Here is a 22,872-nt window from a genome sequence, read left to right on the forward strand (position 1 = left end):
TAAGAGACTGGCCAGAACCCGGCCATGATGTGAAGCAAGATAGGGGAGGATCGCATGACGGACAATGACACACCCATGCCGGAACCGAATGGTCATCCGGACCAGGGCAATGAAACCAATGCAAATGAAAAGGCCTATTGGTCAGAAAATATTAGGCTGCTTTGGACACTCATGGCGGTCTGGTTCGTCGTCTCATTCGGCGCAGGCATCCTGTTCCGCGGCTTTCTCGATCAGTTCTCGCTTGGCGGTTACCCTCTGGGCTTCTGGTTTGCCCAACAGGGATCCATCTACGTCTTCGTCCTTCTCATTTTCTACTACACTTGGAAAATGAAGAGGATCGAACGCAAATATGATCTCGATGATTGAGGGACGCTGACATGAGCACGCAAACATTAATCTATCTTTTCGTCGGCCTCTCTTTCTCTCTCTATATCGGCATTGCGATATGGACGCGGGCCGGATCAACCAAAGAATTTTATATTGCTGGCGGCGGGGTACACCCGATCTTTAATGGTATGGCAACGGCGGCTGACTGGATGTCGGCGGCCAGCTTTATCTCGATGGCGGGGATCATCGCCTTCGCCGGTTATGATGGCTCGGTCTATTTGATGGGCTGGACCGGCGGCTATGTGGTGCTGGCGCTCTTGCTTGCGCCCTATCTGCGCAAATTCGGGCAATTTACGGTGCCCGATTTTATCGGCACACGGTATTATTCAAAAACAGCGCGCGTGGTTGCGGTTATCTGCCTGATCTTTATCAGTTTCACCTATATCGCAGGGCAGATGCGCGGTGTCGGGATCGTCTTTTCCCGCTTTCTCGATGTACCGATTACCCTTGGCGTGATCATCGGAATGGCGATCGTATTCTTTTACGCTGTGCTCGGCGGGATGAAGGGCGTCACCTATACGCAGGTCGCACAATATTGCGTGCTTATCTTTGCCTATATGGTGCCCGCATTTTTCATCAGCTTTCTGATTACCGGCAATCCGATCCCCCAATTGGGGCTGGGATCGACGGTCAATGATGGCTCTGGATTATACGTGCTGCAAAAACTTGATCTGGTGCTCCAGGATATGGGCTTTGGTGCCTATACCGATGGCTCCAAATCAATGATCGATGTGTTCTGCATCACGGCCGCTTTGATGGTCGGCACCGCTGGGTTGCCGCATGTGATTGTACGGTTTTTCACCGTTCCCAAGGCATCGGATGCCCGTAAATCGGCAGGCTGGGCCCTGATCTTCATTGCGCTGCTTTATACCACGGCCCCTGCGATTGGCGCATTTGCGCGGATCAACTTCGTCGAAACGGTCGATCAGACCGCCTATGCAGAAGCGCCGGAATGGTTCAAAAACTGGGAAACCAATGACCTGATTGCCTGGGTCGATAAAAATGACGATGGCAAGATGGAATACCGGTCCGGCGATGCCTTTGCCGGCAGCCCCGACTTTACCGGCGAAACCGGCAAAAGCGGAGAACGCTTGATTGCCAACGAGATCAATACAGCAAGCGAGAATGAGGTCTATGTCGATAAGGACATCATGGTGCTCGCCAATCCGGAAATTGCGAATCTTCCCGGTTGGGTCATCGCTTTGGTGGCAGCCGGTGGCCTGGCCGCAGCGCTATCGACAGCAGCAGGTTTGTTGTTGGTGATTTCATCCTCGATCAGCCATGATTTGCTAAAGCAAACCTTCCGTCCGAAAATTACCGAAAAAGGCGAGCTGATGGCTGCGCGTATTGCAGCAACGGCGGCCATCGTCGTGGCGGGGTATCTCGGCATCTATCCTCCGGGCTGGGTGGCTCAGGTGGTGGCCTTTGCCTTTGGTCTGGCGGCAGCATCGCTCTTCCCGGCCATCTTCATGGGGATCTTTTGGAAATCCATGAACAAGGAAGGCGCGATTGCCGGCATGATCAGCGGGCTGGTGTTTACCTTCTCCTACATCGCCTATTTCAAGCTGATCTCTCCGGAAACCAATATTGCCGCCAATTGGCTGTTTGGTATCTCTCCAGAGGGTGTTGGGGTCATAGGGATGATCATCAATTTCGCTGTCGCAATTGGTGTATCGAAAATGACAGCCTCACCGCCACTGGAAGTGCTCAAGATGATCGACTCGATCCGCGTCCCACGCGGTGCCGGAGATGCGTCTGTGCACTAGAGCTCTAACATATCGGGAAAAAGGGCAGCGCTTGGCGTTGCCCTTTTTTTTGCTTAAAAAGAAGTGGGGAGAACAAAATGATCTTGTGGATCGCGCTCACCACTTCGGTGCTCTATGCCGCTGGCCTCTTCTGGCTTGCGCTAAAGGGAGATAGTGGGCGCTTTCCTTTGGGGCCGCGTGCACAATCGTGCATTTACGGGCTTTCTCTCGGTGTTTATTGCACCAGTTGGACATTCTACAGCGCCGTGGGAACCGCCGTGTCCAATGGCTGGCATTTTCTGCCAATCTATCTGGGGCCGATCTTATTGTTCACCATCGGCTATGGTCTGGTCTCACGCATCTTGCAACTGGGCAAAGCGCAGCACACCACCTCGATCGCCGACTTTCTATCGACCCGATACGGCAAAAGCGGTTCGGTGGCCGCTCTGATCACGATCATCGCCACCATCGGAATTTTGCCCTATGTCGCCTTGCAATTAAAATCCGTCGGCCAGACCTTGTCGGCGCTCTCACCCAATATTGGTGGGGTGATCCATTCCGAAGGTGTGGTGTTGGGCGTGGCCGTTGTCATGGCCATGTTCGCCATATTGTTCGGTGCCCGGCAGGTTGATCTTACCCAACATAACAGGGGGCTGGTGCTTACCATTGCGGTCGAGGCCATTGTGAAAATGTTCGCCCTGCTCGCTATCACCATGTTCGTGATTCTCATACTAGCGGGAACAGATACCGCACAAATCAATACTGCACGCAGCTTTGGCGAGATTTTCAAAGTGGAGCAGTTTGATGCCCGCTTTGTCGTATTGACGTTCATATCTGCCTGTGCGGCCTTATGTTTGCCGCGGCAATTCCATATGACGATCGTCGAGGCACAAAAAGATCGCCCCGACCGGCTGATGCGCTTTGTCTTTCCAGCCTATCTTGTTGTCATTGCCCTTGTTGTTTTCCCGATAACCATTGGCGGGACATCGATATTATCGGCGGGCCAGACAAGCCCCGATATGCTGATGCTTGCCCTTCCGCTAAGCACAGGGGCCGATTGGCTGGCCATACTGGTCTTCATTGGCGGATTTTCGGCGGCCACCGGCATGGTGATTGTGACCACCGTGGCGCTTTCCGGCATGATCACCAATGACCTGATTATTCCGCTCTTCTACCGCCGCCGGATCAATCACGCCAGATTAAGCCAATCGCTGCTATGGATCCGGCGTCTGACCATCATCGGTGTGCTGTTCTTCGCCTATCTTTATTCCCGCACGATCGACAGCACCGAGACACTGGCAGGCGTAGGCATCATCTCTTTTGCAGCCGTGTCGCAATTCGCTCCGGCGCTTATTGGCGGACTGTTCTGGAAAACGGGCAATCGAAAAGGGGTCAATGCGGGGCTTTCATTGGGATTTGCCGCCTGGCTGGCCCTATTGATCATACCAACCTATCTGGACACATATCCGGTTTTCCAGATTGCCGATGATATGCTGGTATCGGCTGTGATTATCAGCCTGTCCCTTAATATCGCCGCCTATATCATCGTCTCCATAAACACACAGGCCAATATCATCGACAAGGCGCAGTCGGCCGCCTTTGTCAGCATGGAATATCGTACGATTGGCAGCGACCGTGCGCTGAAAAAAATGCGTGTGGCGGATTATCGTCTGCTATTGCGGCAATTTGTAGGGGACGAGCGCAGTCGCGCCGCGATGAAGCAGCTCGGTGCGCAGCTTAATGGCCGCACCTACACCGATTTGGATGTTGCAGATGATGCCCTGATCGAAATGGTCGAACGGCAGCTTTCCGGCGTGCTTGGTGCATCATCGGCAAGGGCGATTATCGGGTCCACCATGGAAGGCGACCCCATACCATTGGAACAAGTTGTTGCAATGTTTGATGAAACGTCGCAACGCTTGCAGTTTAGCGGAGAATTATTGCAAACGGCGATCGAGAATATCGATCAGGGCGTTGCCGTTGTCGACAATGATATGCGGCTGGTGGCCTGGAACAGCCGCTATGTGGAGATGTTTGATCTGAGCGCTGATCTGATCGTCGTCGGGCGTTCGATTGCTGACCTGATCGGCCACAATTTGCGCCGCAACGGTTTGGATGAAAATCAAATAGAAGCGGAAGTCTCGAAACGGCTCAATCATATGCGGGCTGGCCGTAAACATGGCCAGGAGCGCGAACAGGCAGATGGCCGGATATTGCGTATATTGGGAAACCCGACCGCAACCGGCGGTTATGTGACCAGCTATACCGATATCACCGCAGACCGGCGCTCCGGGCGGGCATTGGAGGCAAAGGTTGCCGAACGCACCCGACAGCTGACCGAAGTGAATAGTGCGCTGGAAAAGGCAACCCGCTCGAAAACCCGTTTTCTGGCAGCCGCCAGCCATGATCTCGTCCAGCCACTGAACGCCGCAAGACTCTTCACATCGGCTCTCCATGAAGAAATCGGGAACAAACTGCCCAAGGCGAAAAAGCTGGCGAACGATATTGACCGGTCCATTGAAATGGCGGACCGACTGTTACGCGCCTTGCTTGACATATCCAAGCTGGATGGGGGCGGTCTGCAACCTGAAATTACCATTTTCCCATTGGCCCCCATATTCGATGATCTGCGTTCGGAATTTTACCGGGCCACCCAGAAAAAGGGGCTCACCCTGAATGTGCAGATGACGGATATCTGGGTTGAAACGGACCGTAATCTGCTCCTGAGCGTTCTCCAGAATCTGGTTTCCAATGCTGTGCGTTATACCGAAACGGGATCGGTTTCACTTGGGGTGGAAAACGAGTCCGGCAAAGCGCATATTCGGATCGACGATACGGGACCCGGCATCGATCCCAAGCACCATCAACGTATTTTTGAAGAATTCCAGCAAGTCGGCACCCAAACCAAAAGGGAAGGCGCGGGATTGGGTTTGTCCATATCCCAGCGGATTGCCCGCTTGCTCGAAACCGAGATTACGGTGGTCTCGGCTCTTGGGGAGGGAAGCCGTTTCTCGCTCTCCCTCAAACAGGGACAACCAAAAATAGATGACAGGGAAGCCCCCAAAGCACGCCAATCGCGCACGTCCGATCTGGTGAACAAAACCGTGCTCTATATCGATAATGATCAAAGTGCATTGGATAGCCTGTCCGCCCTGTTGGAAGGCTGGGGTTGCGATATCCGGACAGCCTTATCGCCCGAGCAAGCCCTTAGCGCTTTTCCAACACCGCCTGAATTGGTTATTTTTGATTATCAATTGGATGATGGCTGGACCGGCGATCAGCTTTTTGAAAAACTTTGTAAAAACTGGGGCCAGCGCCCGGCCGGTATATTGGTAACCGCAGAGGATACGGGCCGGACAAAAGATGCGGCGATCCGGTTATCCGTGGAGCGTTTGCTCAAGCCCGTGCCGCCCGCGGCTCTTCGTGCACTGGTGAGCCAAACATTCAGAAAAGCCTGATCTCAGACCGATTTAACCTCTGGCATATCTACATCCAGCTGTTTGGCGACTAAAACCGCTTGTGTGCGGCTGATGACATCCAATTTGCGGAAAATAGCGGTGATATGGGCTTTGACGGTCGCCTCGCTAATCTCCATTTGATAGGCAATCTGTTTGTTGAGCATCCCTTGGCTGATCAGATTCAATATGCGTCGTTGAGCCGGTGTCAAACTGGCCAGCTTATCGAACAATGCCGTATCATCTTCGCTTTCGGTAACATTTGTATCGAACCATATATCGCCATCACGAATTTGAGTGAGGGCTTCGCGCATCACATCCAGATTAACCGATTTGGGAATGAAACCCGATGCGCCAAGGCTTTGACATGCGCGCACGACCCGGCCTTCTTCACTGGCAGAAACAACCACAACAGGAAGCGCGGGAAATTCGTGACGCAAATCAAGCAGCGCAGTAAGCCCATCGCTGTCCTTCATATGCAGATCAAGGAGCAAAAGGTCGGCAGGGCCAGCTGTGGCGGCGATCGTCGCCTCCGCCACAGTCTCGGCCTCCACAATATCAGCTTGCGGCCAGACTTTCTGCACCGCCTGACATAATGCACCCCTGAATAGCGGATGGTCATCAGCGATGATGATACGGGCCATAGCTACCTGTTCAACCTTCCTTCGATCAGACTATCAACAACACCGGGATCTGCAAGTGTGGATGTATCACCCAGCGCCCCATAATCATTCTCGGCAATCTTGCGCAAAATCCGCCGCATGATTTTACCTGAACGGGTTTTGGGAAGCGCCGGCGTCAGATGAAGGTGATCGGGCGTGGCGATGGGGCCGATCTCTATGCGGACATGGCCGCGCAGTTCGGTGATCAATTCTTCCGATGTTTCCACGCCGGCATTCAAGGTCACATAGCAATAAATGCCCTGCCCCTTTATGTCATGCGGATAGCCAACAACCGCCGCCTCGGCGACTTTGGGATGGGAAACCAGTGCCGATTCCACCTCTGCCGTGCCCATGCGATGGCCGGAGACATTGATCACATCATCAACGCGACCGGTGATCCAGTAATAATCGTCCTCATCGCGCTTACAGCCATCACCCGTGAAATATTTCCCCTTATAGGTGGAAAAATACGTGTGGATGAAGCGTTCATGATCGCCATAAACTGATCGTGCCTGCCCCGGCCAGCTGGCAATGATGCACAGATTTCCACTGGTCGCGCCTTCAAGAACAGTCCCTTCATTATCAACCAGTTGCGGTTGAATACCAAAGAACGGCTTTCCGGCACTTCCGGGTTTCATCCCATGTGCGCCCGGCAAAGTGGTGATCATCGTTCCACCGGTTTCGGTCTGCCACCATGTGTCGATAATGGGCGATTTTCCTTCGCCAACCACATCATAATACCAGCGCCACGCTTCGGGATTGATCGGTTCCCCGACAGTCCCCAGCAAGCGAATGGACGAACGGTCATGCGCTTTCACCGGCGCCTCGCCTTCGCGCATCAGCGCACGGATCGCGGTGGGCGCCGTATAGAAAATATTGACCTTGTATTTGGCAACGATTTCCCAGAAACGGCCAAAATCAGGATAATTCGGAATACCTTCGAACATCACTTCCGTCGCGCCGTTCAAAAGCGGGCCATAGACAATATAACTATGTCCGGTGACCCAACCAATGTCGGCGCTGCACCAGAATACTTCGCCCAGCTTATAATCAAACACATAATGAAAGGTGGTTGCCACCCAGACGGCATAGCCGCCGGTCGTGTGCAACACCCCTTTCGGGGTTCCCGTTGATCCCGATGTATAGAGTATGAATAACGGGTCCTCGGCATTCATCGGCTCGCAGGGGCAATCGGCGTCCACATCTGCGCCAATCTCGTGATACCAGTGATCGCGGCCTTCGGTTATGGCCACATCAATACCGGCATGGTTCACAACCAGCACCGCCGCCACATCCACACCATCATGGTCCAGCGCGGCATCCACATTGGCTTTAAGGGGAACAGTCTTTCCCCCACGCAGACCGGCATCTACCGTAATGACATAGTTGCTTTTGCAATCCTTGATCCGCCCTGCCAGCGCTTCGGGAGAGAAGCCGCCAAACACCACGGAATGGATCGCGCCGATCCTGGAACAGGCCAGCATGGCAACCGCGCCCTCGACAATCATCGGCATATAGATGGTAACCCGGTCGCCCTTTTTGACACCCAGTTTTTTCAGAGTGCCCGCCATTTTGACAACGTCGGCAAGAAGCTCGGCATAGGTCAGTGTGCGGCCGCCCTGCTCCGGATCATCCGGCTCAAAAATCAGCGCCGTCACATCGCCTCTACCCGCCTCCACATGGCGATCGAGGGCATTATAACAGATGTTCAGACAGCCATCTTCATACCATTTGATATCGACAGGATCGAAGGACCAGTTGGATATTTTGGTCGGCTTGGAAATCCAGTCCAGCCGTTGCGCCTGCTTCGCCCAGAATGCATCGGGATTGGATATGCTTTCCGCATAGAGACGATCATACTCTTCGGCAGTGCAATGCGTTGGGGCCCCTTCCTGCGGTGAGGGAATGATCGTTTTATCACCGGCCCTGGCTTTTATATCTAAGCGATCCAACATGCTCGTCTCCCCATCTCTTACAAGTTCAAAGCCAGTCTATCCAAAAGGTTCATGCGCTTTGAATGCGACATTGGTCGTATAGACCATTGGCTAATTTCCCCGCGCCAGATCGCCTGTCACCCTTGCTGGATATAAGCGAAGGGGAGGATGAGGCATGGCCAAGGCAGCAAGACTTCTAATCAAGGGATTTCTACTATCCGCGACAATGCTGAGCACATCCCAAGCACTGGCCCAAGATAGCGATGTCGATGCCCGGTTGGACCGGTTGGAAGCTTTGGTAACCAGTTTGATCAATCGCATGGATGCAAAAGAGAGTGCGCCGGCAGCAAGCGATATCGCCGTTGCACAACAGGCCCAACAAGCAATTTCAGAGACACGCGCTCTCGCTGAAAGAACGGCAGCGGTAGAAACCAAAGTGGCCGAACAATCCGCAGACGATAATAGCTTCGCTGTCGGAAAAACGCGTGTGACTTACGGCGGCTATGTAAAAATAGATGCCATCTCGCAACGAAGCAGCGGCGGTCAGGTTGAAACGGGGAGCATCGTGCGGGACTTTTTAATTCCCGGCGCCATCCCCGTTGGCGGAACATCGTCCGGATTTGATACTGATTTCAGTGCGCGCCAAAGCCGCATCATTCTTGAAACCAAAACCAATGTGGGTAGCGGACATAAGCTGGGCTCGAAAATCGAGATGGATTTCATGGTCACCAACGGCGGTGACGAGCGGGTTTCCAATAGCTATACACCGCGTTTGCGGCAAGCCTATATCACCTTCGACAATTGGTTATTCGGTCAGGCATGGTCCACCTTTCAAGATGTAGGGGCATTGCCCGAAGCGCTCGACTTTATTGGACCGACACCCGGCACCATTTTCAACCGCCAACCAATGGTCCGGTACAGCTATGGCGGACTTCAGATCGCTGTTGAACAGCCCGAAACAACCGTTACCAGCCCCACGGGTGGCCGCGTTGTGACAGGGGATGACAGCCTGCCGGATGTGGTTTTGCGCTACAATCTTAAAAGCGATATGGGTCATCTGACAGCCGCCGCCATCGGTCGGGTGCTTCGCGTGAAACCCGATGATTTTGGCCGGATTTCCGATGATGCCATTGGCTATGGCCTTAGCCTGTCGGGCAAGTTGAATCTGGGTGCCCGTGATGATGTTCGCTTCATGGCAACAGCCGGTCAGGGATTGGGGCGCTATATTGGCCTCAATATCGTCAATGATGCCGCTTTGCGCACCGATGGCAGCCTTGATCCGATCGCCACCTACTCCGGCTTCCTTGCCTATCGCCATATGTGGACAGACACTCTCCGGTCCACGCTTTCCGGCAGCTATTTCAAAGCCGATAACCCCGTAACACTCACGACAGGAAGCGTGACAGATGAAAGCTGGAATATCTTTGGAAATATAATCTATTCGCCTGTCCCGCCGCTGGATCTGGGAATAGAATATATGTACGCCAATCGTGAACTGGAAAATGGCGCGGCCGACAATCTGCAAAAGATTCAGGTATCCGCCAAATATAAATTCTGAATATTGATCAGCCTTGGATTAGCGGAGTCCGCCCAAGGGCTGCCCAAGGCCCTTGGCATATCTTCATGCCGCAATAAGGAAATTGTTTTCTAAAGCCGACATATGACATCTGCTGGCGTACAGCCAAGCACATAGATACGGGAAATCGACGGGGACTATGCCGCACAGCCCATAATTTATTGATTTTATTTGGTAAGTGGCGGAGAGGAAGGGATTCGAACCCTCGATGAGCTTTTGACCCATACTCCCTTAGCAGGGGAGCGCCTTCGACCACTCGGCCACCTCTCCGCCGCTGGGTCTAATCGCCATGACCATTTCTGTCAACGCCCTAAACAAAACTTCTGTGAATTTTGCAAAAACAGCCCATTGAAACGGGCTCTTAATGGTGTGCCAACCACTCCCGCGCGGCCTTTTGGGCGGCGGCAATTTGAGCCGTACTCATCTCGCGGGCCAGTTCAGCGCGGTCATCCGCAGCCCGGCCAACGCCGTTCATCGCTGCCAGATTGAACCACTTATGCGCCGACACATAATCCGGTGCCCCGCTGGCCCCGGTGGCATAAGAAAGGCCCAGGGCATAAAGCGCCTGCGCATCGCCGGTTTTCGCCCGTGCCAAATATCTTTTCAGGGCTTTTGAGCGACCTTTGTCAACCTCACCCATTTGATCCTCTCCCTATCGGATAGTCCGCGGTGCCGGATGGTCCGCGCGTCCGTGAAACAAGGATCCCCCTCAATGATTTGAAAAATGGTTAACGTTATCCATACCACACTATATTTTCGCGGTACAGGACGGCCCTTACACTGGCGTCAATAAGAGCGCCCCACTTTACAAAAAAGCACTTAGCAGGCTTGGGTCAGTCAAAGCCCTTTACCGCCGCGGCATCCAAAGCGACCACCCGTTCGGCGGGCAAAAACACCTCAGCACAAGTGCCCTGCCCCAATGTGCTTGTGAGTCGGAATTCGCCCCCATGTGCTTCGGTCAGGGCTTTGCACAGGGGAAGGCCAAGCCCTGTGCCCTCAGCCTTCCGCGAGAGATAGCCCTCAACCTGTCCGAACGGTTCCATCACCCGGCTCAAATCGGCCCGGGCAATCCCGACGCCAAAATCTTCCACCGCAAAGAAGAAACGGCCATCCTTGCCCACACCCAGACGCACATAGACTTTGGTCGAGCCGCCTGAAAATTTCAGGGCATTGGACACCAGATTGAGCAAAATCTGGCGCAACAGCTGGCCATCGGCATAAATATCGGGGATATGCCCTTTGGCTTCGATCACAAGAGACACGCCATATTGCTTGGCCGTGTCCTCCATCATCCGCACCACCACAGCCACCACCTCTTCAGGGTCTACTGTATCTTCCTTGAGGTCCAGCTGCTTTGCCTCCACCTTCGACATATCAAGAATGGCATTGATCACATTCAGTAAATGCTTGCCGCTCTCGTTCACATCATTGATGTAATCGGCATATTGTCTTGGCTCGATACGGCCCAGCGTTTCTGACTGAATGAAATCGGTAAAACCAATGATGGCATTCAAGGGCGTGCGCAATTCATGGCTCATATTGGCCAGAAACATGGATTTTGCCTGATTGGCATTTTCTGCGATGGCCCGTGCGCGTTCCAGTTCTTCCGTGCGTTTCTTTGCCCGGTCCAAGCCTACTTGCAGCATGGAGAGCGGCGTTCCAATGCCCAGATAGCGCCCTTCTTTGACAAGAATAAACCCGTCTGTCATGGCCGAGGGATGATGTGTAAGGACAAACTCGCTAAAGTCTTCTATGTCTTCCCGCGCCTCGACGATCAACGGATCGGGGTCCATCAAATGCGAGATAGGCTTGTTTTCAAATAAGGGACGGCCAAAACGGTCTGCCAGTTTCAGGATCAGGGTATGGCGGTTCACCAAGCCTATGGGGATATGGTCTTCCACCACGGCAATGGCCAATAAAGCCGGATTGGACGAAAATATTTCATAAACGTCAGCGCACACCACACCCGCTTGCACGGTTGGCGCAAATGTCGCCAATGCCTCAATCCCGTCCATTTTTTCTCTGCTCCTTCCAAGAAAAAAGGACCTCATAAGAAATGACCGCACCCTGACATTATGAGTCCGGCGCGGTCACATCAATATCTCACCTGCGGTCTATACAATGATCGCCGGTCAAACGCCGATCACTCAGCCAATTTGCGCATCAAAATTTCATTGACCACCGCAGGATTGGCCTGTCCGCGGCTTTCCTTCATCACTTGCCCGACGAAAAAGCCCACGACCTTGGTTTTCCCGGCTTTAAATTGCTCGACCTGAGCCGGATTGGCAGCCAGAATCTTGTCCACCATGGCCTCCAGAGCACCGGTATCCGATACCTGCTTGAGCCCTTTTTCCTCGACGATGTCCGCCGGATTACGGCCGCTTTGCAGCATCTCTTCCAAAACCTCTTTCGAGGCCGAACCGGAAATGGTGCCATCAAAAACCAGCTTCAAAAGCTCGGCCCCTTGAGTGGGGGTAATGGGGCAATCGGACAAGGATTTTCCGGCCTTGTTCAACTGGCCATAAAGATCCGACAACATCCAGTTGGAAGCCTTGGGCGCCAATTTTTCCACCGGGCTATCCACGCCTTTTCTCAGGGCATCCAGCAAGGTTTCAAACCAGTCGGCGCTTTCCTTTTCCCCCACAAGGGTGGCGGCATTATAATCGGGAAGCCCCCAATCCTTGACGAAGCGCGCCTTTTTGGCGTCCGGCAGTTCTGGCAAGCTCGCACGGGCTTCTTCGATATACGCATCGTCGAATTCAAGCGGCAACAAATCAGGATCAGGGAAATAGCGATAATCATGCGCTTCTTCCTTCGAGCGCATGGACCGCGTTTCCCCCTTATTGGGATCGAACAGACGGGTTTCCTGATCGATGCTGCCGCCAGCTTCCAGAATATCCACCTGACGGCGGGCTTCGTATTCGATGGCCTGCATCACAAAGCGCACGGAATTGACATTCTTGATCTCGCAACGCGTGCCAAAAGGCTCACCGGGGCGACGCACCGACACATTCACATCGGCACGCATGGAGCCCTGTTCCATATTGCCATCGCACGAGCCGATATAGCGCAGCATGGTGCGCAATTTCCGCACATAAGCCCCAGCCTCTTCCGGCGACCGCATATCCGGTTTCGAGACAATCTCCATCAAAGCCACGCCAGAGCGGTTGAGATCGACCAGCGTATAGCGCGGGTGCTGATCATGGATGGATTTCCCCGCATCCTGTTCCAGATGCAGCCGTTCGATACCGATGCTTTTGGTCGCGCCATCCTCAAGCTCCACCAGCATTTCGCCTTCGCCCACAATGGGGTGCGCGAACTGGCTGATCTGATAGCCTTGCGGCAAATCGGCATAGAAATAGTTTTTACGATCAAAGCGCGAGAATTTGTTGATCTGCGCATCCAGAGCCAACCCGGTGCGCACGGCCTGACGCACACATTCCCCATTGATCACCGGCAACATACCGGGGAAGGCGGCATCCACAAGGCTGACATTGCTATTGGGTTCCGAGCCGAACTGGGTCGATGCCCCGGAGAACAGCTTGGCCTGAGAGGTCACCTGTGCATGAACCTCAAGTCCGACAACGATTTCCCAATCGCCGGTGGCCCCATGCACGATATAGTTTTTTGCTTCTTTGCTCATTGCGGTCAGCTCCACCATGTCTTGGGCTTGGCCGTAAAGGCAGCGGCATCTTCCATCACGCCAGCCACCTTCAGAACGGTTTCTTCATCAAAGGCACGCCCAAGGATTTGCAGACCCAAAGGCAGACCTTCCGCCGACAAAGCCGCCGGGATCGAAATACCCGGCAGCCCTGCAAGGGACGCGGGCACCGTGAACACATCGTTCATATACATGGCCAAAGGATCCTGCTTTGCCCCAAAGCCAAAAGCCGCACTGGGAGCCGTGGGGGTGAGGATCGCATCCACTTTTTTATAAGCGCGACGGAAATCATCGGCGATCAGCGTGCGGATTTTCTGCGCCTTCAGATAATAGGCATCATAATATCCCGCCGACAGCACATAGGTACCGATCAGGATACGGCGTTTCACCTCCTCACCAAAACCTTCGGCGCGGGTTTCTTCATACATCTCGGTCAAGCCATCGCCGGACTTGAGCTGCGCCCGATGGCCATAGCGCACACCATCATAGCGGGCCAGATTGGACGACGCTTCCGCCGGTGCCACGATATAATAGGTAGGCAAGGCATATTTGGTGTGCGGCAAGGAAATATCGACGATCTGCGCCCCCGCATCGCGCAACCACGCCATGCCCTGCTGCCACATATCTTCGATTTCGCGGGGCATATCTGCGGAATGATATTCTTTGGGAATGCCGATTTTCAGGCCGCGAATATCCCCCGTAAGGGCCGCTTCATAATCGGGCACCGGCACATCCACGCATGTGCTGTCTTTCACATCATGCCCGGCCATGGCTCCCAGCATGATCGCCGCATCGCGCACCGACCGGGTGATCGGCCCCGCTTGATCCAAAGACGATGCAAAGGCCACCATGCCATAGCGCGAACAACGCCCATAGGTAGGCTTCAAACCCACCGTGCCGGTAAAGGCCGCGGGCTGACGAATCGAGCCGCCGGTATCACTGCCGGTGGCACATGGGGCGATGCGGCCCGCAACAGCGGCCACAGATCCGCCTGAAGATCCACCGGGAACCGTGTCCGTTTCTCCAAGCCGCCACGGATTTTTCACCGGACCATAAGCACTGGTTTCATTGGACGATCCCATGGCGAATTCATCCATATTCACCTTGCCCAGCATCACGGCGCCATTGTCCCACAAATTCGCGGTCACGGTGCTTTCATAAGGCGGCGTGAACGACTCGAGCATATGGCTACCGGCGGTGGTGCACACATCCTTGGTGCAAAACAGGTCTTTCACCGCCACGGGGATGCCGGTCATGGGCTTTGCGTCACCGGCCTTGAGGCGTGCATCGGCCGCATCGGCCATTTCCAACGCCCGCTCGGGAGTTTCGGTGACAAAAATATTCAACGGCTTTGCCGCTTCCATTGCTGCGATGGAAGCCTGCACAAGCTCACGGGCGGATAGATCGCGGGCCGCCAGCCGGTCGCGGGCCTCTGCGATGCTCAATTCATTGAGATCGGACATATTATTCAATCACTTTTGGAACTGCAAAAAAGCCGAATTCGGCATCGGGCGCATTGGACAGCACATCGTCGCGCTTATTGCCATCGGTTACCTCATCGGCCCGCCAATGCAGACAATGATCCACCACACTGGTCATGGGTTTCACGCCGTCGGTATCCACCGCAGACAATTGTTCAACCCAATCAAGGATATTGTTCAACTCGCCCGCCATTGGGTCCAGTCTGTCTTCATCGATGCGAATGCGCGCAAGTTTGGCGATCCGCTTTACCGTCGCTTTGTCAACCGACATCGTCTTCCCATTTTTTCATGACCGCGTGGCAGCCCCACGCAATTGCGGCGAAAACTACACGCTGACAGCCCCCCACGCAAGGCAAGCTGAACGGCTTTTGCTGCTTGCGTCATTGTGGCGATGGCGCAACAAAGAAGAAGATGCGTGTATCGACGGCTCAGGCGTCTATAAGTCAATGGTCAAAAACACCGGACAAGCGGGCGGCAGACGACCGAACAGGCTGGGGAAACAGAAAGGCGAACTCATGGCGCGGCTATTTCTATATATCGTTTCAGGGCTTATGGGGCTCACCATTCTAGGCGGAGCGCTGCTTTATGTATTTTGGGACGAGGCACAAATGGTGGCCTTGGCACAAATGAAGCCGGAAACATCGCTGGCAGACGCCCCCAAAGCCCCCGCCCCCGATTATGCGAAGTCCGAAAGCTGGGCAGCGCGGCCCGGTGCCGATGACAATGCCCGTGTCACACCACAAGGCGTAGAGCCGCTGTCGCCTATGGAAGCGGATGTATTTTTCATCCATCCCACCAGCTATCTGGGCACCAGCTATTGGAATGCTCCCATCGATGAACCGCAGGCCACGGCCAGTCTGCCGTCGATTTTAAAGGCGCAAGCCAGCCCCTTTGCCGCATCGGCCCGTATTTTTGCCCCGCGCTACCGCCAAGCCTCTTTCGGCGCCTTTCTGGCCGCCAATAGCGATACGGTTGCCACTTTGATGCTGGCTTATTCCGATGTGGAAGCTGCGTTCGACCACTATCTGCGCGAAGACAATAAAGGGCGGCCATTCATTCTGGCCGGCCACAGCCAAGGCGCCCTTTTGGGGAGCTTTTTGCTAAAAAATCGCATCAATGGCACGGATCTGGCGGACCGGATGGTGGCCGCCTATTTGCCCGGCTGGACATTTTCTTCCGTGCAGGATCTGGGCGCACTTCCCGATATTGGCGCCTGCGAAACTGCTTTAGATACCGGCTGCATGATCAGTTGGCAGACCTTTGGCGAAGAGGGTGATCCATCCTATCTGGTTGATGCCTATAACCAACAATTCGGTTTGAGCGGGTTGATGAAAGCCGGAACGCCCATGCTGTGCCAAAATCCCGTTAGCTGGGAACGGGATGGGACGGCCCCGGCTTCTCGGCATATGGGCGCTGTTCCCCCTGCCCCAACACCCGACGCCACCTTGCCCGCGCCGATAAATCCGGGACTGGAAAGCCGCTGCGGCGACGATGGATTCCTTTATATCACCCCCGCACCGGGCGAGCCTTTCACGCGGTTTTTGCTGCCGGGGCAGAATTACCATGTGTACGACATTCACCTGTTCTCCATGAATGTGCGGGCCAATGTGCGTGACCGCATCGCCGCATGGTATGAAAGCCACCCAAGCGCCGCTCTGGATGCCGCTAGATGATTGGGGAACTGCACCAACTTTCCGCGACACTTTCTCATGGGCAGCGGGTTTTGGGCTTTGATGTGGGCACAAAAACCATTGGCCTTGCCTTGTCCGACCGGTCGCTGACCATCGCCAGCCCTTTGGAAACCATTCGGCGTACCAAATTCAGCGCCGATGTGGAGCGGTTACGCGCCATCATCGCCGAGCACAAGATCGCCGGATATATCATCGGCCTACCGGTGAATATGGACGGAACGGAAGGCCCACGCTGCCAAGGGGTGCGGCAATTTGCCAAAAATCTCGATGAAAAACTTCCCCTCCCCGCGGCCTTTTGGGACGAGCGCCTGTCAACTGTGGCTGTGGAACGCATGTTGATCGACGCGGACAGAAGCCGCAAACGCCGTGCCGAATTGGTGGATAAGCTGGCCGCCACCTATATCCTGCAAGGCGCGCTGGACGCCCTTCGCAATCAAGGCCCACGGCTTTAAACGCCAAAATCTCGCAGCAATAACCAAAAATCCGCACAGCCTTTCATAGGGGGAGCACGGCTCTCCCTATGAGGGACATGCCTATGGGCAGGCATTTGGTAATAAGCCAAATTATTCCGATATAGAATGACAGATAATACAATCTTTTGGGGTTTTATTTTGGAAATATTCGCGCGTTATTTTTTTATTAATCTCTTGTCGGGAGGATACCGCAGGTTGAACCACCTCACAGAAGGCGGCCTATCGCATGGGAAAAACACCGCATTCTAGCCGGATAAAAGCGCGGATATCAGATCTTCGCTATGCTCTGGTTGCTGCCTTTGCGGTTCTGGGTGCCATTATTTTCACAGTCTGGACAGTGCATAACACCTACCGCGATGCACATGTCCGAATGCGCTATGATATAGCGGCAACCGCATCCTCTATCACCCATGGATTGCGCGCCCTCGAGCTTGTGATAAGCACGGTGGCCGAGCATGTGGCGGCCTCAGGCAGAACGCAGGACCGGCAACCCTATCTTCAAGCCGTTGTGGCACGTTTGCCGCAAATGCGCACCATCGCCATCATACGGCCCGATGGAGTGATCGACACAGATCTCAGGCCCGGCCAACCCGCCAAGGGCATGATGGTTCTGGACCGCGATTATGTTCAGGCGCATCTCAACGGATTTGACGGCCCGTATTTCTACTCTCCCCCCATCCACAGCCGTCTGGATGGCCTCACACAAATCACTATTTCCCGTGCGGCACGCGCTGCCGATGGCCGCTTGGTGGCCGTCATAGCCGCAAGCATCGACGATCATTTCTTCTCACAATGGCACGGACAATTTGGCCAAGGGAAACTGTATCAGGCCCGCATTTTATATCGGGACGGACGTACCCTTTACAATTTTGCCACTCAAAAGAAAGCCCAGCCCCATCAAAAGGGAATTTTCTATCAAATCGCGCGTCTGGCCGATCCGCCACATAATCTCGACAGCCAGCGCATTCCCATTCTCTATACAGATCTCAGCATCGAACTGCATTTATCCGAACAGTCCTATCTACAGGCTGCGGCTCTCAAATTGCCAAGCGGATATATGGTCATCGGGATGGTTACACTTTTGCTGTTTGCCATGATGCGTTTTCGCGCCTTTGCAATGCAGCAAAGAAGAAAAGCGCGGGAAGAAAACAGGCTTTTAGGGGCGCGCCTTCGGGCCCTTTACAACACCGCGCCCGATGCCATCATCACGGTGGACAGCCAGTTGAAAATCATCGAATTCAACAAGACGGCCGAAGAGATGTTTGGCTGGAAAGCCAGCGAAATTCTGGACCTGCGTTTGAAAGATCTGCTGCCGATCAACAGCAAAGACAACCATGATGATGTGGCGCGCAATTTCATGCACACCCACACCGGCACTCATCGTTTCGTTCTGGACCGCACGGTGGAAGCCCGCCACCGGGACGGGCACCTTTTCAAAGTGCGCATCAGCCTGTCGCGGGTCATTCTGGATACCGGGCCGGTTGTTATGGCCATCATCCGTGATGTTTATGAAATCGAAAAAATGAACAGCCGCCTTTTGGAGCTCTCGCGGGATCTGCAAAAACAAACCCGTGCTGCAGAAGAGGCCAATGAAGCGAAATCCCAATTCCTCGCCACCATGAGCCATGAACTGCGCACGCCCTTGAATGCCATTATCGGCTTTTCACAGATGATCGAAGAAGAGGTCTTCGGCCCCGTTGGCCATGAAAAATACAAAAGCTATGTGGGCGACATCCACAAAAGCGGCCAGCATCTGCTGTCCTTGATCAATGATGTTCTGGATCTGGCCCGGCTCGAACATGGAGAAGACTCCCTTAACATGGAGCCGGTCGATCTGCGCCCCGCCATTGCCAAGGCACTTATCCAGATGCGCCCCTTGGCCATCCAGAAAAAACTGCGCTTACGGGTCAAGATCGACAGGAATCTTGCACCGATACAGGGTAATCGTCGCGCCATTCACCAGATTTTGCTGAATCTGCTGTCCAATGCCATCAAATTTTCGGCCAAAGGCAAGCGTATTCTGGTGAGCGCCAAACGCGAAGGCGCCCACATCACACTTAGTGTGGAAGATCAGGGCTGCGGTATTCCAGAGCATAAAATTGCCCTGCTTGGCCGGCCCTTTCAACGGCTCGAGAAAAACAGCCACCATGCCAATGAAAACGGGCTGGGCCTTGGCCTTGCCATTTGCAAACGCCTCGCCAGCGATATGGGCGGAACTCTTGTGATCTTCAGCCAGGAAGGAAAGCAAACGCGGGTTCAACTGACCCTCAATCCCGCGTCTTCAAATATGGAACAGTCCCAGTCTCAGGACATCCATATGGACCATATTCCAAGCCGACACGCCCCCAAGATTGCATTGTAAAGCTTGCATTAAACCCACTGGCGCACCAATCTGGCTCCGTCTTGCCATCATCCAGAATAAAGACAGAACAGATGAGCGTCATTACTCCTCATTCAACGCGGGGGCAAGCCACGCCGGAAGCATCACAGCCCCGCGCAATCGGTACGGGGGTTGTTCGTGTAAGGGCAGATGATAAAGGCCGCACACGATTGATGACCTTGCATCAGGCGGGGTCATTGAAAATGGTTTTTCCCAACACCCATCGCCGCCATATGAATGCTGTTTTGATCAATACGGCAGGCGGCATCACCGGGGGAGACCGGTTCGACATCAGGGCTCAAGCCGATGCGGGGGCAAGCCTGACACTGACAACGCAGGCTTCGGAAAAAGCCTATCGTGCTCAAATTGGCGAGATCGCCCAACTCACCACAACATTAACCATAGAAAACGACGCCCGGTTGAACTGGCTGCCTCAAGAAATGATCCTGTTCAATCATTGCGCCTTGCACCGACGCCTTATGATCAACATGACACAATCGGCGCGGTTGCTGATGGTTGAACCATTGATATTCGGACGGACGGCCATGGGGGAACGATTGACCGATTGTATTTTCCGGGACAGAATTACCGTTACCCGCGACCGCCGACCGATCTATCTCGATGGGATGGACCTCTCCGGTGACGCCGCTGCCCGACTTGCGCGTCCGGCTATTGCAAATGGGGCCGGGGCGATGGCCAGCCTGTTGTTTGTTGCGCCCGAGGCTTCCGCCAAATTGAGCCAGATACGCGCAATGCTACCCATTACCGCAGGGGCCAGCATGATTGCCGAAGATATTTTGGTGATGCGCCTGCTTGCGGCAGACGGCTATGAAATGCGAAGATCTTTGATACCTGTCCTTGACTATCTGTCCCAATCCACCCTGCCCTTGTCATGGAGACTATGAGACATGCAATTGACCCCCCGTGAGAAAGACAAATTGCTGATTGCCATGGCCGCAGAAGTCGCCCGCAAACGTCTGGCTCGCGGTGTGAAACTGAACCATCCCGAAGCCATTGCCCTGATCACCGATGCCGTTGTGGAAGGGGCGCGCGACGGGCGCTCCGTTGCCGATATGATGGAAGCGGGTGGGCAGGTGGTCCGCCGCGATCAATGCATGGAGGGCGTCGCCGAGATGATCCCGGATGTGCAGGTGGAGGCCACTTTTCCCGATGGCACCAAGCTGGTCACCGTGCACAATCCAATCCGATAAGGCCATAAAAGGAGATTCTCGATGAAGCACCGATTGATGTATAAAAGCGCCGCTCTTCCTTTTATCGCTTGGGGATCCACGGCCTTTGCCCATGATGGTGCGCATATGCACCCCCACGGGATCGATCTGCTGTGGATTCTGGTGGGCGCGGGGATCTGTGCATTCCTTGCCGCAGCAGGCTATAAAAGGATGCGCAAATGATCCCCGGTGAAATCTTTCCTGCCCCGGGAGAGATTATCCTGAATGCCGATCGCCCGGCCATCACCTTGATGGTCGCCAATAAAGGGGACCGCCCCATTCAGGTGGGCAGCCATTATCATTTTAGCGAAACAAATCCGGCATTGGATTTCGACCGGTCTGCCGCCAAAGGCATGCGCCTTGATATTGCGGCGGGGACCGCCATCCGCTTTGAACCGGGGCAGCGCCGCGAGGTGCAACTGATCCCCTATGGCGGGGGGCGCCGGGTTTTTGGTTTCAATGGTCAAGTCATGGGAGATCTGTGATGCCGACGGCCATTCCACGCGCGCAATATGCGGCCATTTATGGCCCCACCACCGGCGACCGCATCCGTCTTGCCGATACCGACCTGATCATCGAGGTGGAACGGGATCTGACCCTTTATGGCGAAGAGGTGAAATTCGGCGGTGGTAAGGTGATCCGCGATGGTATGGGGCAATCCCAGTTCAGCCGGGCCGATGGTGCGGTGGATACGGTCATCACCAATGCACTGATTGTCGATCACTCGGGGATTTACAAAGCCGATATTGCCCTGAAAGACGGGCTGATCCACGCCATCGGCAAGGCGGGCAATCCCGACACCCAATCGGCTGTGGATATCATCATCGGCCCCGGCACCGAGATCATTGCCGGAGAAGGCCGTATATTGACCGCCGGTGGGATCGATAGCCATATCCATTTCATTTGCCCACAGCAGATGGAAGAGTCGCTGCATTCCGGTGTAACCACCTGTTTCGGCGGCGGGACCGGCCCGGCCCATGGCACGCTGGCCACCACCTGCACCCCGGGCCCATGGCATATCGGGCGGATGTTGCAGGCGTTGGACGGCATTCCAATGAATGTCGGTCTGGCCGGCAAAGGCAATGCAAGCCAGCCCGCCGCGCTGGTGGAAATGGTACAAGGCGGGGCCTGCGCATTGAAGCTGCACGAAGACTGGGGCACCACCCCCAAAGCCATCGATTGTTGCCTGTCTGTGGCCGACCATATGGATGTGCAGGTGATGATCCATACGGACACGCTGAATGAAAGCGGCTTTGTTGAAGATACCGTCGCCGCCATGAAAGGGCGGACGATCCATGCCTTCCACACCGAAGGGGCGGGTGGCGGTCATGCGCCCGACATCATCAAAATCTGCGGTGAAGACTATGTCTTGCCGTCCTCGACCAATCCGACCCGTCCTTTCACGGTAAACACGCTGGAAGAACATCTGGATATGCTAATGGTGTGCCATCATCTGGATAAATCGATCCCCGAAGATGTGGCCTTCGCCGAAAGCCGCATTCGCCGCGAAACCATCGCCGCCGAAGATATTTTGCATGATATGGGGGCATTTTCGATCATCGCGTCCGACAGTCAGGCCATGGGACGTGTAGGGGAAGTCCTGATCCGCACATGGCAAACCGCAGACAAGATGAAAAAGCAGCGTGGGCGTTTGCCGGACGAAACCGGTGACAATGACAATCTCCGCGTCCGGCGCTATATTGCGAAATACACCATCAATCCCGCCATTGCCCAAGGTGTGGGACATGTGCTTGGCAGTATTGCTGTGGGCAAACGCGCCGATCTGGCTTTATGGTCCCCGGCCTTTTTCGGTGTAAAACCGGAGATGGTTTTGCTTGCGGGCACGATTGCGGTGGCGCAAATGGGTGATCCCAATGCTTCAATCCCAACGCCGCAACCGGTTTATTCACGGCCTATGTTCGGGGCTTGTGGGCGGTCTTTGGAGCAATCCAGCATCAGCTTTGTATCGGAAGCGGCGCAGGCAAGCGGTGTTCGTGAGCGTCTTGGATTAACCAAGCAAACCGTCGCTGTTACGAACACGCGCACAATCGGTAAAAAGGATATGCGCCTTAATGATGCCACCCCACATATAGAGGTGCATCCCGAGACCTATGAGGTGCGCGCCGATGGGGAATTGCTGACCTGCCAACCCGCTGACACCCTGCCCATGGCGCAACGCTATTTCCTGTTTTGAGGAC

Annotated in this window: 19 protein-coding genes and 1 tRNA gene; 12 read left to right on the forward strand and 8 right to left on the reverse strand. The window is 54.6% G+C overall.

The window, feature by feature from the left end:
- Window positions 1-54 precede the first annotated feature (54 nt).
- The 3 genes from IEX96_RS10190 (at window position 55) to IEX96_RS10200 (ending at window position 5,590) form a co-directional block, all read left to right on the forward strand.
- Window positions 55-366, forward strand: a complete 312-nt coding sequence (locus IEX96_RS10190; protein WP_229773667.1) for a DUF4212 domain-containing protein — start codon at window positions 55-57, stop codon at window positions 364-366.
- Window positions 367-377: 11 nt separating this feature from the next.
- Complete coding sequence (locus tag IEX96_RS10195) at window positions 378-2,153, forward strand: sodium:solute symporter family protein (protein WP_150005514.1); 1,776 nt, start codon at window positions 378-380, stop codon at window positions 2,151-2,153.
- Window positions 2,154-2,230: 77 nt separating this feature from the next.
- Window positions 2,231-5,590, forward strand: a complete 3,360-nt coding sequence (locus IEX96_RS10200) for a PAS domain-containing hybrid sensor histidine kinase/response regulator (RefSeq protein WP_150005513.1) — start codon at window positions 2,231-2,233, stop codon at window positions 5,588-5,590.
- A 2-nt stretch (window positions 5,591-5,592) separates the two neighbouring features.
- On the opposite strand, the gene IEX96_RS10205 is transcribed toward IEX96_RS10200, so the two are convergent.
- Window positions 5,593-6,231, reverse strand: coding sequence for a LuxR C-terminal-related transcriptional regulator (locus IEX96_RS10205; RefSeq protein ID WP_150005512.1), 639 nt, complete (start codon window positions 6,229-6,231; stop codon window positions 5,593-5,595).
- Between the two features lie 2 nt (window positions 6,232-6,233).
- A complete protein-coding gene (gene acs, locus IEX96_RS10210; protein ID WP_188873876.1) occupies window positions 6,234-8,204 on the reverse strand; it encodes an acetate--CoA ligase in 1,971 nt (656 codons plus the stop codon).
- A 154-nt stretch (window positions 8,205-8,358) separates the two neighbouring features.
- Here acs and IEX96_RS10215 point away from each other — a divergent pair, with 154 nt between their 5' ends.
- Window positions 8,359-9,741 carry a DcaP family trimeric outer membrane transporter gene (locus IEX96_RS10215; RefSeq protein WP_188873877.1) on the forward strand — a complete coding sequence of 461 codons (1,383 nt, stop codon included), beginning with the start codon at window positions 8,359-8,361 and terminating at the stop codon, window positions 9,739-9,741.
- A 197-nt stretch (window positions 9,742-9,938) separates the two neighbouring features.
- On the opposite strand, the gene IEX96_RS10220 is transcribed toward IEX96_RS10215, so the two are convergent.
- The 6 genes from IEX96_RS10220 to gatC form a co-directional block, all read right to left on the reverse strand.
- Window positions 9,939-10,029: transfer RNA gene (locus IEX96_RS10220), tRNA-Ser, on the reverse strand.
- Window positions 10,030-10,120: 91 nt separating this feature from the next.
- Window positions 10,121-10,399 (reverse strand): SEL1-like repeat protein, encoded by a 279-nt coding sequence (locus tag IEX96_RS10225; protein WP_150005510.1) that lies wholly within the window; start codon window positions 10,397-10,399, stop codon window positions 10,121-10,123.
- 193 nt (window positions 10,400-10,592) lie between these two features.
- Window positions 10,593-11,774 carry a sensor histidine kinase gene (locus tag IEX96_RS10230; protein WP_188873878.1) on the reverse strand — a complete coding sequence of 394 codons (1,182 nt, stop codon included), beginning with the start codon at window positions 11,772-11,774 and terminating at the stop codon, window positions 10,593-10,595.
- A gap of 128 nt (window positions 11,775-11,902) precedes the next feature.
- Window positions 11,903-13,402: an Asp-tRNA(Asn)/Glu-tRNA(Gln) amidotransferase subunit GatB gene (gene gatB / locus IEX96_RS10235; protein ID WP_150005508.1), complete on the reverse strand. Its 1,500-nt coding sequence runs from the start codon at window positions 13,400-13,402 to the stop codon at window positions 11,903-11,905.
- A 5-nt stretch (window positions 13,403-13,407) separates the two neighbouring features.
- Window positions 13,408-14,883 carry an Asp-tRNA(Asn)/Glu-tRNA(Gln) amidotransferase subunit GatA gene (gene gatA / locus IEX96_RS10240; RefSeq protein ID WP_150005507.1) on the reverse strand — a complete coding sequence of 492 codons (1,476 nt, stop codon included), beginning with the start codon at window positions 14,881-14,883 and terminating at the stop codon, window positions 13,408-13,410.
- A 1-nt stretch (window position 14,884) separates the two neighbouring features.
- Window positions 14,885-15,172, reverse strand: a complete 288-nt coding sequence (gene gatC / locus IEX96_RS10245; RefSeq protein WP_150000249.1) for an Asp-tRNA(Asn)/Glu-tRNA(Gln) amidotransferase subunit GatC — start codon at window positions 15,170-15,172, stop codon at window positions 14,885-14,887.
- 244 nt (window positions 15,173-15,416) lie between these two features.
- On the opposite strand from gatC, the gene IEX96_RS10250 reads away from it, so the two are divergent.
- The 8 genes from IEX96_RS10250 to ureC all read left to right on the forward strand — a co-directional run bounded on the left by IEX96_RS10250 (window position 15,417) and on the right by ureC (window position 22,868).
- Complete coding sequence (locus IEX96_RS10250; RefSeq protein ID WP_188873879.1) at window positions 15,417-16,574, forward strand: DUF3089 domain-containing protein; 1,158 nt, start codon at window positions 15,417-15,419, stop codon at window positions 16,572-16,574.
- Window positions 16,571-17,044 carry a Holliday junction resolvase RuvX gene (gene ruvX, locus IEX96_RS10255; RefSeq protein WP_188873880.1) on the forward strand — a complete coding sequence of 158 codons (474 nt, stop codon included), beginning with the start codon at window positions 16,571-16,573 and terminating at the stop codon, window positions 17,042-17,044. The genes IEX96_RS10250 and ruvX overlap by 4 nt, the downstream gene beginning before the upstream one ends.
- Window positions 17,045-17,291: 247 nt before the next feature.
- Window positions 17,292-19,427: an ATP-binding protein gene (locus tag IEX96_RS10260; protein WP_188873881.1), complete on the forward strand. Its 2,136-nt coding sequence runs from the start codon at window positions 17,292-17,294 to the stop codon at window positions 19,425-19,427.
- A 71-nt stretch (window positions 19,428-19,498) separates the two neighbouring features.
- On the forward strand, window positions 19,499-20,350 hold the full coding sequence (locus IEX96_RS10265; RefSeq protein ID WP_229773668.1) for an urease accessory protein UreD: 852 nt from the start codon (window positions 19,499-19,501) through the stop codon (window positions 20,348-20,350).
- A gap of 3 nt (window positions 20,351-20,353) precedes the next feature.
- Window positions 20,354-20,656 carry an urease subunit gamma gene (locus tag IEX96_RS10270; RefSeq protein ID WP_150000253.1) on the forward strand — a complete coding sequence of 101 codons (303 nt, stop codon included), beginning with the start codon at window positions 20,354-20,356 and terminating at the stop codon, window positions 20,654-20,656.
- A gap of 21 nt (window positions 20,657-20,677) precedes the next feature.
- The gene (locus tag IEX96_RS10275) at window positions 20,678-20,857 is read left to right on the forward strand and encodes a hypothetical protein (protein WP_229773669.1); all 180 of its coding nucleotides are present in this window, start codon (window positions 20,678-20,680) and stop codon (window positions 20,855-20,857) included.
- Entirely contained in the window at window positions 20,854-21,159 is a 306-nt protein-coding gene (locus IEX96_RS10280; protein ID WP_150005503.1) for an urease subunit beta, read from the forward strand. Before IEX96_RS10275 ends, IEX96_RS10280 begins: the two co-directional genes overlap by 4 nt.
- On the forward strand, window positions 21,159-22,868 hold the full coding sequence (gene ureC / locus IEX96_RS10285; protein WP_150005502.1) for an urease subunit alpha: 1,710 nt from the start codon (window positions 21,159-21,161) through the stop codon (window positions 22,866-22,868). Before IEX96_RS10280 ends, ureC begins: the two co-directional genes overlap by 1 nt.
- Window positions 22,869-22,872: the final 4 nt, after the last annotated feature.

This window comes from Iodidimonas muriae (assembly GCF_014647255.1).
Classification (GTDB): domain Bacteria; phylum Pseudomonadota; class Alphaproteobacteria; order Sphingomonadales; family Rhodothalassiaceae; genus Iodidimonas; species Iodidimonas muriae.